Below are 14,979 nucleotides of genomic sequence, written 5' to 3' on the forward strand. Positions count from 1 at the left end.
ATGTATCGACAACCGAATGGAATCCGGCTTAGCTGATTAACGGCGGTACGTCAATTGAGCTTACGCGATTCACGCCCGCCGTAAACGGCGGGATTCTCTCGCTGTTTAAAGATAGTTTCTCGGTCGTGACGGCTCGAAAGACCGGTGGTCTTTCGGTGAACTACTTACCGGCGCTCGAACGTTATCGCCGCACCCTGGCCGAAGCCGACACAGAGCGTGGCGAGACCCTTCTTGGCGTCGCGTTTTTCCATCTCGTGAACGAGCGTCACGGGGAGGCGTGCGCCCGAGGCACCGAGCGGGTGGCCCACCGCAATCGCACCGCCGTTGACGTTGAACTTCTCGTCCGGGACGCCGAGTTGGCGCTGGGAGTAGAGCGTCTGGCTGGCGAATGCCTCGTTCAGTTCCACGAGGTCGAACTCGTCGATGTCCTCGCCGGTACGCTCCAGCAGCCCCTGCGTCGCCGGGACCGGGCCGATCCCCATCACGGTCGGGTCGACGCCCGCGACGTTGTTGTCGCCGACGGTGGCCAACACGTCGAGTCCGTGGTCTTCGGCGAACGCTTCACTGCAGACGAGGGTGGCTGCCGCGCCGTCCGAAATCTGCGAGGAGTTACCCGGCGTCACCGTTCCGTCGGCTTTGAACACGGTCGGGAGGCTCTGGAGGGCTTCTATGCTGGTGTCGCGGCGGATGCCCTCGTCCTCTTCGACGAGACCGTCTTCGGTTTCGATGGGGACGATTTCGTCGTCGAAGCGCCCCGAGTCGGTCGCGTCGGCCGCGCGCTGGTGGCTCCGAAGCGAGTACTCGTCCTGGTCTTCGCGGGCGATGTCGTACTCCTCTGCGACCTTCTCGGCGGTCATCCCCATCTGGAGTCCGGGGAGGTTGTACAGCTCCGCCATCTTCGGGTGGATGTTCTGTCCCTCGTAGCCGCCCTCCATCGGGACGCGGGACATGTTCTCGACGCCACCTGCGATGATGGCCTGTCGCTGGCCCGCCCGAACCGCGTCGCTCGCGCTGATGACCGCCTGCATCGAGGAGGCACACCACCGATTGATGGTCGTGGCGGGAACGTTCTCCCCGAGGTTGGAGAGGAGCGTGATGACTCGCGCGACGTTGTTGTCCTGTTCGCTCCGCTGCTGTGCGACGCCCCACATGAGGTCGTCCACGTGGTCGCTCGTCAGTCCCGTCTCCGAGAGGATGGTGTCGACGAGCGCCACCGAGAGGTCTTCACTACGAACGTCCGCGTACACGCCGTCTTGCTTTCCTTGTGGTGTCCGAACCGCCTTCGCGATGACTGGTGTGGTGTCGCTACCCATGGCTCACCATTCTTGCCGGACGCCCTTAAGTGGCGGTAGAACTCGACGTAAATGAGGAACAGTTTGAAAGTTTATTGACCATCGACGGGCCTTCAGAAACTATTTGTCCGAACCCCTTCCATATCGTCTGTAGCTACACGACGATGCAAGAATCCGATACCGACACCGCCCAGACACAGGCTCGGACTCGTCCGCTCACGTCGAGCGAGGAGTCCGGTTTGTTGTGGCGCTTCGCCAATCCGGTCCCCATCGTCGTCTTCGTCGCGCTGGTCGCGCTCGCGCTCCGTCTGGTGAATCTCGACGCACGCGTCGCCCATCAGGACGAGGCTCGCGTCGCGTACTGGATTGCCCGCTACGCGAAGACGGGCGTCTGGGAGTATCGACGCATCGTCCACGGGCCGTTTCTCGTCCACGTGAACTCGGTGCTGTTCAGCCTGTTCGGTGCGAGCGACTTCACGATGCGGTTCGTCGTCGCGCTGCTGGGTGGTCTCCTGCCGCTCTCTGCCCTCCTGTTCCGCGAGCGACTCCGTCCCTCCGAGACGGTCGCACTCGCGGTTCTGTTCGCCCTGAATCCGGTCTTGCTCTACTACTCGCGGTTCATGCGCAACGACGTGCCGCTGGCAGCCGCAATGGTGTTCGCGCTCGGTTTCGTCGTCCGGTACTTCGACACCCGTAGACTGCGCTATCTCTTCGCTGGCGTCGCCTCCTTCGCGCTCGGTTTCACGATGAAGGAGAACGCGCTGCTCTACGTCGCCTGTTGGGCGGGTGCGGGGGTGTTGCTCTACGACCACCGTCTCTTCCTCCGGCGCGTCGGCAACGACGGAATCGCGGCCGTGGTTCCACGCTGGATGCGTCGGGGCGCACGTCGACTCGTCGACGGCGAGCGCACTGCCGTCGTCTCCCTCCTCTCGGGAATCGGCGTCGCGGTGCTGGCGGTGCTGGAATTCTTACTCGTCATCGTCTTCTTCTACGCGCCGCGGTCACAGACCCGCCCCGGCATCGGCCTCTGGAAAGCGTTCTCGAACCCGACGATGTTACCGGAGGTGCTCGGGGCCGCGACGTTCGGCACGTGGGAGAAGTTCATGGGCTGGACGGGTCACACGGAACACTCATATCTCCCGTTTTTCGGTGACTTCATCCGCACGCTCGAGGTCGGTGCGCTCGCGCTCTGTCTGCTCGCTATCGTCGGATTCGTCGTCGACCGTTACTCCGGTGACCGCCCGAACGACGTGGTCGCGTTCGGCTTTTACTGGGGCATCGCCAGCGTGCTCGGCTACCCCCTCGTGATGGATATCAAGGCGGGGTGGGCGACGGTGCACGCTATCGTCCCGCTGGCGTTCCCGGCGGCGGTCGGCCTCGCGCTGGTCTTTCGCTGGGGGTGGGACGCCTACGAACGCCGGGACGACGTGAGCGTCGTCGCCGCCGCCATCCTGTTGTTGCTCGTCTCGGCACAGGTCGGCGTTTCGGCGTACGACACGACCTACCAGAACCCACAGAGTCCGGACAACCAACTCGTCCAGTACGCCCAGTCGTCCACAGAGGCGAAACCCCTCATCGACGACCTCCAGCGAATCGCACGGTCGAACGACCCGGAGAAGGCGGACGTGCTGTTCTACGGCGAGGAACTGGACTCACCGGACGAATCGGCCCACTCGATTCCACCCGCCGGGGAAGGCTGGTTCGCTCGGCTGCCGCTGGCGTGGTACTTCGAGGCCGCCGACGCGAACGTCACTAGCACGAACGAGTCGGACGACCTCGCGGGCGAGAAGCCGCCAATCGTCGTCGCGCTGAACGACGCCGAAACCTGTTCCAGCGAGGACGGCACCGCCGAGGACATCGACGAGCACATGGACGGCTATCGGCGCTTCGAGTTCCACCGGTACGGTTTCGACAGTGGCTGTACCATCAGCGGGATGTCCATCTACGTCGAGGAGGGAAGATTGTCCGCCAATTCGACCACGTAATTTGTCGTCGTGGTCTTCGTCCGACCGATTTTCGCCCGGTGCGGCGTTCGTTCGACCGCGGTTTCCCTGGATATTTCGTCGCGCGATACGTCGTTCGACGGGCTTAAGATTCTCCCGCGTCAACTCACGGAAGAATGAACAGCGGGGCGCTGGACGTAATCGAGTTCTTGCTCACTGCACGAATCTACAGCGAGAACCGAGATCTGGACGAAAACGACCTGCCACCGGCGATTCGGCAGGTGTTCTGGCACGAAGGGACGATCGAGCGACCGCTTCGAACGTCGGTCGAAACTGCCCGCGAAGCGACCGGTCTCGACCAGCCGTGGGAAGCGATTTCGGACCTGATGTTCACCGACCGGGACACCTTCTCCGGAAGCATCGAGTTGACCCAACAGGATATGGCAGAGGAGTGGTTCGTCGAGCGTGACGACGGCCGAATCGCCGAGAACCCGACGCTCGCGTACGCTCTCGCCGACCGGGACGGTGTCGACGTAGACTACGAGGCCGTACGCGAGGCAAACAGGCCCGTACAGTCCGACCGAGCGTGGATAGACAGTCTGCTCGAAGAGCACTTCGACGAGGAAGACGAGGACGAGGACGGCGAGAGCATGCTCGACCTCGTGGACATCCACGCACCGGAGGAGGTCGAGTTGACCCTGGACGACCTCGTGCTCACGGAAGACCAGGAGGCCGAGATTCACAAGATAGTGAAAGCCATCGAGCACCGCGAGTACCTCGCGGGCATCGGGCTGCGCGAAATCGGGAAACTGCTCTTCGTCGGCCCGCCCGGAACCGGGAAGACCTCGACCGCGCGCGCACTGGGGTACGACCTGGACCTCCCGTTCGTCGAGGTCAAACTGTCGATGATAACCAGCCAGTATCTCGGCGAGACGGCGAAGAACGTCGAGAAGGTGTTCGAGGTGGCAAAGCGGCTCTCGCCCTGTATCCTCTTCATGGACGAGTTCGACTTCGTCGCCAAGACGCGCCGGAGCGACGAACACGCCGCCATCAAACGCGCCGTCAACACGCTCCTGAAGTCCATCGACAACATCTCGCTCATCCAGGACGACGTGTTGCTCATCGGCGCGACGAACCACCCCGACCAGCTCGACGCGGCGGCGTGGCGGCGCTTCGACGAGATTCTGAACTTCCCGAAACCGGACGAGCAGATGCGGTCGGACATCCTCCGGGTCATCACGCGTCGGATGGAAATCAAGGACTTCGACCCCGACGAACTGGCGTCGAAGACGCAGGGACTCACGGGGAGCGACCTGCGACTCGTCCTCCGCGAGGCGGTGTTGGAGGCGCTGACCGAGAATCGAACCGAACTCGAACAGGCAGACCTCCTTCACGCCATCCAGGACTTCGAGGAGCGTGACAATCTCAAAGACCTCGATATGATCGACGGCGACCACGACGCGCTGGTCGCGGGCGGAGATATAAGTGGTCACTCACACGACCACTGAGTGATGGAGGTCACCCTCCTCGGCACCGGCGACACCACGGGAACGCCGACGCCAGGATGTGATTGTGATACCTGCCGCGAAGCTCGCGAACGCGATATCGAGCGGTCGCGCTTTTCGGTTCACGTCCGCAACGAGGAGACGGACGAGTGTCTGCTGATAGACGCCAGTCCCGACTTCCGCCAGCAGTTTCTCACCCACGACGTACCCCTTCCGGCCGAACTTCTCATCACGCACGTCCACTTCGACCACATCGACGGCCTCGGGAACGCCTACCGATTGTTCGACGCCCTGCCGGTCCACGCCGCGAACGAACGCGACCCAGAGACGGGCGAGAGCGTCGCGGAGACGGTCCGGTCGAAGTTCGACTACCTCGACCGAATCACGGTCCACGACCACGACCCGCTCGCGTCGTTTTCCGCCTGTGGCTTCGACGTGACTTTCGTCCCGGTCGACCACCCACCCCTGCTCTGTTACGGCGTGGTCGTGGAAGGAAACGGCGCGAAACTCGCCCTCTCGGGGGATACGAGCTACGCGATTCCCGAGGCGTCGCGCGACGCGCTCGCGGACGCCGACCTCTTTCTGGCCGACGCCATCGTTCCGGCATCGCTCTGTGAGTACCATCCGGCGGGCGGACGACACCCCACCGACGAGGGCGAACCGGGCACCTTCGGACACAAGCACATGACCCGCGAGGGCGCACTCTCGCTGGCGGACGAACTCGATGCCGAGGAGACACGCCTCGTCCACGTCTCACACTTCTACCCAGCGGACAAAGCGTTCGAAGAACCGCTGGCGGTCGACGGCGAGCGATACCGACTGTAGCAGCGACCGGGTTCTCCATCCGGCATCGAGAACCGACGCTACAGTCGCCGCCGAGCAAACAGCGCGACTGCGACCAACACGCCGACAGCACCGACCACGAAGTCGAAACCGGGGAGCGGTGTCTTCGTTTCGTCGGTCGTGTTCGCCGGTCCGCCGAGGCTGCCGTCGTTCCGGTCGTCGTCGTCGTTCACGCCCGACCCGTTCGTCGACGTCGTGGTCTCTGGCTGTTGGCCCTCAGCCCACCCGTCGATGGACTGGAGGTAGCTGTGACACTGCTTCATCGTCTCCGCGTCGTACTTCGCTGCGTCTCCTTTCAGTCCGTAACTCCCGGTGGCGTTCTGGTCGGCGATGGTCGGATTCTCCGCGCGCTCGTCGGGGAGGCGTGCCACGTCGTACACCAGCCACGGCGCGTAGAACTCCCAGACGACCTCGCCCGTCGGCGTCACCTCGATGACGCGCTGGTTTTTCGTGTCGCCGATGAGGGTGTTGCCGTTCGACAGGCGGTCGGCGTCTCGGGGCCATCTGAGGTCACCTTTCTTGCCGAGTTCCCACGTCAGTTTCCAGTCGTCGCCTCGCTTCTCGTACTCCACGATGCGCTGGTTCTCCGAGTCGGCGACGAGGAAGGTCGGATTGCCGTCCTTGCTCTCCAGATAGTCCGGGTTGTGCTGTTCGTGGAGGACGTCGTGGTTGTCGTCCTCGCCGAGTCGCATCTCTATCTCGTTCGAAGAGCGGTTGACGACGATGGCCTGATCGAAGTTGCGCGGCGAGGCGAGATACAATCCGTCGCCGATTTTGTCCACGTCGTTGACGTGCGTCCAGTCTTTCGAGTAGTTTTTCGCGGTGCTCTTGTCGTAGTGGTTGCGGAAGTACCAGCGCCAGACGACCTCGTCTTTCTTCAGGTCGTAGACGAAGATGCTGTCGTCGTTACGCTCTTTGTCCTCGTTGTAGGCGCGCATGTTGGCGACGAGCAACTGCGTGCCGTTGTTGATGAGGTCGACGTCGTGGGTGTCGTGGATGGGAAGCGACTCGTTCCAGACGTGTTCCTGCGTCCGGGGGTTGAACTCGTAGACGACGGTCTTCCCTCGCGCCGTTCCGGTGACGAAGAGGTTCCCGTTCGGGAGGGGGTCGACGTCGTATCCCCAGACCATGCCGTGTTTCGCGGTGTGGTGGACCCACTTCACCTCGCCGTTCGGCCCGATTGCGACGAGTTTCGCGGGTTCCTTGCCGCCGTCTTCGAGCCACGAGTAGCCCTGCACCGCGACGACGGTGGTTCCGCCCGCTGGATTCTGAATGGTTCCGACGCAGGGATTCGATGGGTCGTTACCCTGTCCACCCGACTGAGCGGTCAGTGGTGACGCAAGCAGTGGGAGACAGCACAGGAGTATCGCGCCGACGGTGAGAAGTTGCCGTCGAGAGGGGGTTTGCATATCGTTGCGTATTCATGCGCTCCGTCTTGTATGTTTACACATCTTTTCGGCTCGTGTCGTCCACACGATAACGGAGAATCGGGAGCACACGCCGGTGTACCCCCGCATCGACCGGTCGCGCTGTCGTTTCGATTGTAGCACACGACGTGCTGGCGTCTACTTCGCTCTCGACCCGACCCACGAACCGAGGGTGAGTCCGTAAACGAGGTGGCTCAGGTGGAAGACGAACCGTTCGTCGGGTCGAAGTTCCATTCGAAGAACACGGTTTAGAACGACGTGAATGCCGAACACGGAGAGTGCGAGACCGTACGCGACGCCCAGGAACGCCCCCCGTTTCTCGTCCGCGACTTCGGTTTCGTTCGGTCGCCGTTCGTACAGAACCGTGAAGAGACAGCCACCGACCGTTCCGTACAGCAAGTGGAGGACGAATCCTGGTAACGGATAGTCGCTCGCCTCCCCATCTCCGACGTACTGCGCCCAAAACTCTGCAGTCGGTGGCAACGACCGTGCTATCGGAATCCGAAAGGCGGTCATCACGAGCGTCGAGACGAATCCGCCGACCAGACCCCGTCCGACCGACCGAACGACGTGCATCGGCGACGGTCGTCCCCGTGACGAACGGCCCCGAACGAGCGATTTCGGCAGCTGCATATTTTCCCCGAGTGTCCTCCCTGTCAGTAGCGGTGTCAATAGACGTTCGGGCCACGGGAGCGACGGACCCGCTGGGTTCCGTCGAGGTCGAGGATTCGATAGCGACCGTCGAGAACTCGCGGCCAGCACGCTCGGTGTTACGGTTCACATCACTGCTCTGTCCGAAACGCATCGAGACCGGCCTGTCGTCGTTTTCGTCCCGACGGGTCTGCCACCCACGACGTCCGCGAATCGCGCTCCGCGTCGAGGTCGACTTCGGGCGGGTCGGCCGGGTCGTATCCCCGGCAGTCCACCCCGCAGTGGGCCGGATTCACGACGCGCCCTTTCCAGTGGCAGTAGGGAAGACCACCCGACTGCGATTCGAATTCGGCGCAGGCCGGCAACTCGTAGGTTCGCCAGCCTTTGCCGTAGGCGCGTTCCGCCATCCGTCGTCGCCGTCGGGCTTTGTCCGCCGCGGTCACGGTTCGAACGTCAGTTCGTCCAGCGTGTTCTTCGACGAGTTCGGTTCCCGCCTCACCACTCTCGAGTAGCGTCGGTTCTCGGACGACTTCGAGTCCCTCGCCGTCGAACCGCCAGACGCCGACCTCCTCGGGGATGCGGTTCAGGTGTGCCCGCGTGACGTAGCTCTCGGTCGCCAACACGACCTCGTCTACGAGACCGAGACTCACGTCCTTGCGGAGTTGGGTCTGGAGGTCGCCCGGTTCGTCGAGGTCGGGTTTGTTCTCGATGCCGACGAGGCGCCCGAACCAGTCCGGATACCGTGCGACCTGCCGGACGTACTCCCGGCCACCACTGCGTTCGCGCTCGAAGAAGCCGATTTCGACGGCCCGGTCGACGACCGCACGGGCGTACTCGGGCGACGTGTCGAAGGCGTTCCGCCAGTAGCGTGCCCGCCCGACGCCGACCTCGCTCTCGATGGCGGCGTCCGGGATTCGCTCGCTCGTCAACTCCGTCCTGGCGTCGAACGCCGCCCCCGGTTCGACACAGAGTACGTCGATGATTCGGTTCGAGGGTGCGTGGACGCCGCCACCGACCTGCCGAGCGACGAGCCTGTCGGTCGTCGCTTCAAGGTGGGCACACAGCGTCAACTCGAACGGGAACTCTCGCACGATGTGTGAGTTCGGGCGGCGAAAACAAAAGTCCCGCGTCAGTCGTTTGCGGGAATCGGTTCGCCGGGTTCGTCTTCCGTCTCGAACAACGACGCGACCCGCGCTCTCGTCCGGGCTACGAGTCCCTCGCGCTCGTGAGTCGTCTCGCGTTCGTCTCTCGATTCGTGCTCGGTTTCGGCGGTCGATTCTCCGTGTGCGCTTCGGTCGTAACTAGCTCGTGAGTGGCACATCGTCTCCCCCCGGGCGACGCTTGGCTCCGGAGTTGGATAGTCGTTCCCGTCGGGTTCGAGCGGCCGGTCGAGAAAGAATGGTTCGTTACTGTTCGAGTGCGACGACGCCCGCGCTCACCATCCGAACGACGAGGAACGGAAGTGAGAACGCGACACCGATACTCGCGACCCACCCTGCGAGCAGGAGGGGAAGACTCGTTCCGACCAGTTCTGCGCCGTAGGCGTACGCGATGCCTGCCACGACGACGCCGCTCACACTGAGTGCGAAGACGAACAGGGAGACGAGTGCTCGACGCACCCAGAGATGGGCGGGAATCGGTTCGGGGAGTCCGAATCTGTTTTCGTATTTCATGGTCGTTCTCCTCGGTTAGAGAGAGGACTCCCGCCGACAAAAGCATTAGCTGAATTACATTTCTGTAGAATTCGTTACTGAACTCCGTTCCTGTAGATTGGCTGTCACGCCACCCTTGGCGCGTCGGACGCGGACGATTCGGCTCGCTCCATCTCGACCACGTCGAGGTCGCCGTCCAGGACGACGCGCAGTTCTTCGTCGTCCAGCGGAATCCTGACGCGGATTCGCCAGGGGTCGTCGGAGAGGACCGTCGTGTACTCGTCGCTCACGCACCACGAGAGCGCCCAGTACGGCTTCGTACAGAGGTCCATACCGTGGTCACTGTGGAACGTCACGACCTCCGACTGGTCCAGTAGGGTGAGGCCGACGGCCGAGTGCAACTGGTGGCGACACTGCTCGCAGTGGTGGTGGACGCGCACGTCCAGACCCAGTCGGTTCTCCGTGTCGTGGACGATGTTCGTGGTCATCTTCCCGTTACACTCGTGGCAGACGCCGTCCGCGGCGAGACAGTGGAGGTGGCGCACTCGCTGATTGAACGCGTCCACGATTTCGTCGGTCGTCCGGTCGTTCAGTCCTCCCGGCGGGAACGGGTACCGACCGTGAGACTTTCCACAGTCGGGACATTGAATCGCCAACTGCTCGTCTTCGTAGGCGGCAAACAGGTTCGCACCACAGTCGGCGCACGTCTCGTCGAGTTCGATGGGGTCGAGTCGGGGGTGTTCGGTGAACGACCCGGCGAGAATCGCACTGACGACTTTCTTTCCAGCCTGTCTGAAATCGTACCCCGCGTCGGTCTGAACGACGAAGTGGTCGGTCAGCTTCTGGAGGTGGTAGTTGAACTGGGCGCTGTCGCGCATCCCGACTTCCTTGCGCAGTTCCGAGAAGCTGACCGGCCGTTTCGGCGATTCCCAGAGCGCCTCTAGAATCGCGAGTCGCGTCTCGTTGGCGATGACCGAAAACGCCTCCGCCGGAGCGATGCAGTCGTCACACTCCTGAAGCGGGGCGTCTCTGCTCGTGTCACTGCTCATGTGCGCGTGAACGATGTCGAGTGAATAAAACGTTACGTTAATTACATTTCAGTATCGGAACTGTCACGAACGTCCACTCGTACGAGAACAGTAGGTTTATCAGTCGTTCGGGCCGAATCTACTTCAAATTGCTCTCAGGAGGTCAACGTTGACAGGAACACACAACCAACCGGAGGTGAACATCGGACTCGTCGGCCACGTCGACCACGGGAAGACGACACTCGTGCAGGCGCTTTCCGGCGAATGGACCGACCAGCACTCCGAGGAGATGAAACGAGGAATCTCCATTCGACTCGGGTACGCCGACGCGACGTTCCGACGGTGTCCGGACGTGGACGCCCCGGAGTGCTATACGGTCGACGAGACGTGTCCCGATGGTACAGAAAGCGAACCGATCCGCACCGTCTCGTTCGTGGACGCCCCCGGACACGAGACGCTGATGGCGACCATGCTCTCGGGTGCAGCCCTGATGGACGGCGCGGTGCTCGTCGTCTCGGCCACGGAGAACGTTCCGCAGGCCCAGACGGAAGAGCACCTGATGGCGCTCGACATCATCGGCATCGAGAACATCGTCATCGCACAGAACAAAATCGACCTCGTCGATCGCGACCGCGCTCAGCGTAACTACGAGCAGATACGGGAGTTCGTCTCGGGGACGGTCGCGGAAGACGCACCCATCGTCCCAATCAGCGCCCAGCAGGAGGTCAACATCGACCTGCTGATGCAGGCCATCGAGGAGGAGATTCCGACGCCCGAGCGCGATCCGGAAGACGAACCACAGATGTACGTCGCCCGTAGTTTCGACATCAATCGTCCCGGCACGACGTGGGGCGACCTCACGGGTGGGGTACTCGGTGGCAGTCTCGTGCGGGGTCACCTCTCTGAAGGTGACGAAATCGAACTCCGCCCTGGCCGCGAGGTCGAAGAAGGCGGCCAGACGCAGTGGGAACCCATCGAAACCGACGTGCGCTCGCTCCAGGCGGGCGGTGAGATGGTAAACGAGGTGACGCCGGGCGGTCTGCTCGGCGTCGGTACGGGTCTCGACCCGAGTTACACCAAAGGTGACGCCCTGGCCGGACAGGTCGCGGGCACACCCGGAACGCTGCCGCCGACGTGGCGGAAGTTCACGATGAAAATCGACCTGCTAGACCGCCTCGTCGGACTCGACGACGAGAACGTCGACGAAATCAGCACGGGTGAACCACTCATGATGACCGTCGGGACGGCGACGACCGTCGGTTCGGTCACCAGTGCGCGCGACGACGAGTGTGAAGTCGCGCTCAAACGCCCCGTCTGCGCGCCTGAGGGTGCGAAAATCGCCATCAACCGCCGTGTCGGCGCGCGCTGGCGACTCATCGGTATCGGGACGCTCACGGGCTGATGGCTTCCACGGTCGCCATGGATACGAGCGCGCTCATGATGCCCGTCGAAAGCGGCGTCAGGCTGTTCGACGAACTCGACCGCCTTCTCGGTCAGTACGAGTGCGTCGTCCCGCGCGCGGTCACCGCCGAACTCGACGGCCTCGCGAAGGGCGGTGGTGCGGAAGCGACCGCCGCGAGCGTAGGACAGGATTTGGCGACCCGGTGTCGACCCATCGACCACGACGAATCGTATGCCGACGACGCACTGGTCGAACTCGGTGACGAGTTCGACTTCGTCGTCACGAACGACGCCCCCCTCCGGAACCGCCTGCTCGGCGCTGGCGTTCCGGTAATTCATATAAGGGGCCAGAACAAACTCACAATCACTCAACCATAGCATGTACAAACGGGTTAGACTGAAAGACACGGTCGAGGTGCCTCCCAAGTTCCTCGCGGACGTAACGCCGGAACTGGTGCAGCGGTTACTACAGGACAAACTAGAAGGACGGATGGACGAGGACGTGGGAAGCGTCGTCAGCGTCACCGAAGTTCACGACATCGGTGAGGGTGCGGTGCTCCCGAATCGTCCGGGCGTCTACTACGAAGCGGAGTTCGACGCCGTCACGTTCGACCCCCAGATGCAGGAGGTCGTAGACGGCGAGGTCGTGGAAGTCGTCAACTTCGGGGCGTTCGTGGGAATCGGACCGGTGGACGGGCTGCTCCACGTCTCTCAGATTTCGGACGAGTATCTCTCGTTCGACGAGGAGGGACAGGCGCTTGCCTCCCGCGAGTCGAACCGTGCGCTCGGCGTCGGCGACTCGGTTCGTGCGCGCATCGTCACGAAGAGCATCGACGAGCGCAATCCACGCGAGAGCAAGATCGGTCTCACGGCCAAACAGGTCGGACTGGGCAAGCACGGCTGGCTGAAAGAAGAGCGCGAAAAACGTCAGGCGACTACCGAGAGTGAGTAACGATGGCTAGCAATCGACTCGCCTGCCGGGACTGCCACGCCGTCCTCGAAGCGGACGAGGAAATCTGTCCGGTGTGTAACTCGACCAGCCTCACCGAAGACTGGAGCGGGTACGTCGTCATCGCCCATCCCGACCAGAGCGAAATCGGTCGAGAGATGGAAGTCACGGAGGCGGGCAGCTACGCGCTGAAGGTTCGGTAAGGTGCCCGACATCGTCGTCTCGCTCCCGCGCGCGCTCCGCGGTGAGCTCAAAGAACCGCTCGGACCGATTTTCACCGACACCGAGACACTTCTCGACGCGTCGGGCCGACCGCTCGTCGCCGTCGGCGACGTCGTCACGTACCATCTCGAATCCGTAGGCGTCACGCCGGACGTGGCGCTCGTGGACGGGTTGACCAAGCGCGACGCCGTCACGCCGGAAATCCGTGACGCGGTGAGTGACGACGCTCGACACGTGTCGGTGGAGAACCCGGCGGGAACCCTCACCGCCGACCTCCTCTCGACGCTCGTCGAGTCGATTCGGGCGGGCGAGGAAACCGTCGTGGGCGTCGACGGCGAAGAAGACCTCGCGGCACTTCCGGCGGTGCTCGCCGCACCGGAGGGTGCGAGCGTCGTCTACGGGCAACCCGACGAAGGGATGGTTCTCGTGCGGGTTACGCCCGACGTGCAGGCGGCGGTCGCCGACCTGCTGTCGCGGATGGAGGGCGACCCGGACCGACTCTTCTCGCTCGTCAGTTACTCGGAGGCGTGAACTACCTCGCCCTGCTCGGCCTAACGGCCTCGCTGAGGACGGGGCTTCCTGCTTTGAGGACGCGTTGCAGACACAACGGTGTCCGTAGGGAGCGCAGTCTCCACAGGCGTTGATTCGGAGCGTCCCGCTCCTAACCGCTTGATACCGCGAGAAAGAATGTTCCACGCTGCGTTCGCATTTCTATCCGCCTCGAACCCGCATGACGGGCACGAGTGTTCTCGAACCCATAGTGGTTTGTCTGTCGAAACGCCACAGGATGCACACTCTTTCGTCGTACCCCGTGGATTGACGGCCACAAAGTGCGTTCCTTCGCGTTCGCACTTATATTCAAGCATCCGAAGGAACGTGCCCCACGATGCTCCCGCCCGATTGCAGGGGTTGTCTGGAAGTTCTATCAACCCTTTTGCATCCAAGTCCTCGACTGCTACAAGGTCGTGCTCTTTCGCGTAGTAGTTCGACAACTTGTGCAAGAAATCACGGCGCTTCTGTTTCAGATCGGCATGACGCTCGGCCACGGCACGGCGCTGTTTCTCCCACTTGTTCGAACCGTGTTCCTTCCGTGAAAGTGTGCGTTGGGCGTGTTCCAATCGTTCCCGTTCGTCCGAGAGGTCCAGCGATTCAACCGCTGAGCCGTCGGTGTGGTGAGCATACTTCAAGATACCCACGTCGATACCGACACACTTCTCTGGAGAGTCTGGTTTTTCGGGAGCTTCGTCGGGAGTCTCGATGCCGAGGATAGCGTACCACTTTCCGGTGGGCTCCTGCTTAATCGAGACGGTCTTGATGTCCGCGTCGTCGGGCAAGTCGCGGTGGAAGGTAATGGGAATCTCACCGAGTTTCGAAAGTCACAGCCGTTTCTGACCGCTCGTGTTCTTGGGCTTGAAGCCAGATTGACTGTAGGTGAAACTTCGGTATTCATCGGGTGCCTTCCACTTGAGCGTCCCAACACGGTAGCCGCTGTCTTTGCGACCACGGAGGGTTGAGAGGTTGTCATACAACCGCTGAACGACCTTTTGAAGCACTTTCGAGTGAACGTCTGTCAGGTCAGACCACCATTTCTTGAGACTCGGCAGAAGTTTCTGTTCGGAGTACGCCGATGTATCGTCGTTCCGGTTCAAGCGGTGGAGAAAGTGGTTATAGACCTGTCTACAGGTATCGACCGTCCATGCTAACCGCTCTTCAACGTCAGCGGTTGGAGTGAGTCGATATCTGTAGTTGTAGTTCATCTACGAGTGCTCTTCGATGTGTTCATCGAGTTTATCTTGAACGAATCGGGAGAGATTCAGGTAGTTCTCCTGAATCCATTCTTCTTGGTCGGCGCAGATGGAGATGTTCTTGCGCGTTGCTACACTGTAACATACACAACTTGTGAATATATTAGTTGTGTTTCCGTGGGCCTGCAATCGTACCATGTAGGACCATTCGTATTCGGTTAAGAGGCTAAATCGCAAGCCGACGGCTACCTGAACTCGTAGAGCGAAGGGGAGGTTGTATGAGACTCTCCCCGGATGCAATTACATCGCTGCTGACTTCGC

Annotated in this window: 15 protein-coding genes and 1 pseudogene; 8 read left to right on the forward strand and 8 right to left on the reverse strand. The window is 62.0% G+C overall.

The features are described 5' to 3' along the window. Window positions 1-164 precede the first annotated feature (164 nt). On the reverse strand, window positions 165-1,313 hold the full coding sequence (locus ACR3FF_RS21465) for a thiolase family protein (RefSeq protein ID WP_458190182.1): 1,149 nt from the start codon (window positions 1,311-1,313) through the stop codon (window positions 165-167). A gap of 143 nt (window positions 1,314-1,456) precedes the next feature. On the opposite strand from ACR3FF_RS21465, the gene ACR3FF_RS21470 reads away from it, so the two are divergent. The 3 genes from ACR3FF_RS21470 to ACR3FF_RS21480 all read left to right on the forward strand — a co-directional run bounded on the left by ACR3FF_RS21470 (window position 1,457) and on the right by ACR3FF_RS21480 (window position 5,565). Beyond that, entirely contained in the window at window positions 1,457-3,277 is a 1,821-nt protein-coding gene (locus tag ACR3FF_RS21470) for a flippase activity-associated protein Agl23 (protein ID WP_458190183.1), read from the forward strand. Between the two features lie 134 nt (window positions 3,278-3,411). Continuing rightward, the gene (locus tag ACR3FF_RS21475; protein WP_458190184.1) at window positions 3,412-4,743 is read left to right on the forward strand and encodes an ATP-binding protein; all 1,332 of its coding nucleotides are present in this window, start codon (window positions 3,412-3,414) and stop codon (window positions 4,741-4,743) included. A gap of 3 nt (window positions 4,744-4,746) precedes the next feature. Further along, complete coding sequence (locus tag ACR3FF_RS21480) at window positions 4,747-5,565, forward strand: MBL fold metallo-hydrolase (protein ID WP_458190185.1); 819 nt, start codon at window positions 4,747-4,749, stop codon at window positions 5,563-5,565. 38 nt (window positions 5,566-5,603) lie between these two features. Here the strand turns inward: ACR3FF_RS21480 and ACR3FF_RS21485 are convergent, their stop codons facing one another. From ACR3FF_RS21485 to ACR3FF_RS21510, 6 genes are all read right to left on the reverse strand, one after another. Further along, window positions 5,604-6,992, reverse strand: a complete 1,389-nt coding sequence (locus tag ACR3FF_RS21485) for an arylsulfotransferase family protein (RefSeq protein WP_458190186.1) — start codon at window positions 6,990-6,992, stop codon at window positions 5,604-5,606. A 156-nt stretch (window positions 6,993-7,148) separates the two neighbouring features. Beyond that, window positions 7,149-7,643: a DUF6789 family protein gene (locus ACR3FF_RS21490; protein WP_458190187.1), complete on the reverse strand. Its 495-nt coding sequence runs from the start codon at window positions 7,641-7,643 to the stop codon at window positions 7,149-7,151. 149 nt (window positions 7,644-7,792) lie between these two features. Continuing rightward, window positions 7,793-8,752 (reverse strand): DUF5787 family protein, encoded by a 960-nt coding sequence (locus tag ACR3FF_RS21495; RefSeq protein ID WP_458190188.1) that lies wholly within the window; start codon window positions 8,750-8,752, stop codon window positions 7,793-7,795. A gap of 38 nt (window positions 8,753-8,790) precedes the next feature. Next, window positions 8,791-8,982 carry a hypothetical protein gene (locus ACR3FF_RS21500; RefSeq protein WP_458190189.1) on the reverse strand — a complete coding sequence of 64 codons (192 nt, stop codon included), beginning with the start codon at window positions 8,980-8,982 and terminating at the stop codon, window positions 8,791-8,793. A gap of 85 nt (window positions 8,983-9,067) precedes the next feature. Continuing rightward, window positions 9,068-9,334, reverse strand: a complete 267-nt coding sequence (locus tag ACR3FF_RS21505) for a hypothetical protein (protein ID WP_458190190.1) — start codon at window positions 9,332-9,334, stop codon at window positions 9,068-9,070. A 104-nt stretch (window positions 9,335-9,438) separates the two neighbouring features. Continuing rightward, a complete protein-coding gene (locus ACR3FF_RS21510; RefSeq protein ID WP_458190191.1) occupies window positions 9,439-10,362 on the reverse strand; it encodes a winged helix-turn-helix domain-containing protein in 924 nt (307 codons plus the stop codon). A gap of 148 nt (window positions 10,363-10,510) precedes the next feature. On the opposite strand from ACR3FF_RS21510, the gene ACR3FF_RS21515 reads away from it, so the two are divergent. From ACR3FF_RS21515 to ACR3FF_RS21535, 5 genes are read left to right on the forward strand one after another with little or no spacing between them, the layout of a single operon-like run. Beyond that, window positions 10,511-11,743: a translation initiation factor IF-2 subunit gamma gene (locus ACR3FF_RS21515; RefSeq protein ID WP_458190192.1), complete on the forward strand. Its 1,233-nt coding sequence runs from the start codon at window positions 10,511-10,513 to the stop codon at window positions 11,741-11,743. Next, complete coding sequence (locus tag ACR3FF_RS21520; RefSeq protein ID WP_458190193.1) at window positions 11,743-12,120, forward strand: PIN domain-containing protein; 378 nt, start codon at window positions 11,743-11,745, stop codon at window positions 12,118-12,120. Before ACR3FF_RS21515 ends, ACR3FF_RS21520 begins: the two co-directional genes overlap by 1 nt. A gap of 1 nt (window position 12,121) precedes the next feature. Further along, window positions 12,122-12,694 (forward strand): DNA-directed RNA polymerase, encoded by a 573-nt coding sequence (locus ACR3FF_RS21525; RefSeq protein ID WP_458190194.1) that lies wholly within the window; start codon window positions 12,122-12,124, stop codon window positions 12,692-12,694. Window positions 12,695-12,696: 2 nt separating this feature from the next. Next, the gene (spt4, locus tag ACR3FF_RS21530) at window positions 12,697-12,894 is read left to right on the forward strand and encodes a transcription elongation factor subunit Spt4 (protein WP_458190195.1); all 198 of its coding nucleotides are present in this window, start codon (window positions 12,697-12,699) and stop codon (window positions 12,892-12,894) included. A 1-nt stretch (window position 12,895) separates the two neighbouring features. After that, window positions 12,896-13,444: a GTP-dependent dephospho-CoA kinase family protein gene (locus tag ACR3FF_RS21535; protein WP_458190196.1), complete on the forward strand. Its 549-nt coding sequence runs from the start codon at window positions 12,896-12,898 to the stop codon at window positions 13,442-13,444. Window position 13,445: 1 nt separating this feature from the next. Here ACR3FF_RS21535 and ACR3FF_RS21540 read toward each other — a convergent pair. Beyond that, window positions 13,446-14,670: pseudogene (locus ACR3FF_RS21540) on the reverse strand (RNA-guided endonuclease InsQ/TnpB family protein). Window positions 14,671-14,979 lie beyond the last annotated feature (309 nt).

The sequence above is a fragment of the Haladaptatus ordinarius genome (assembly GCF_054177595.1).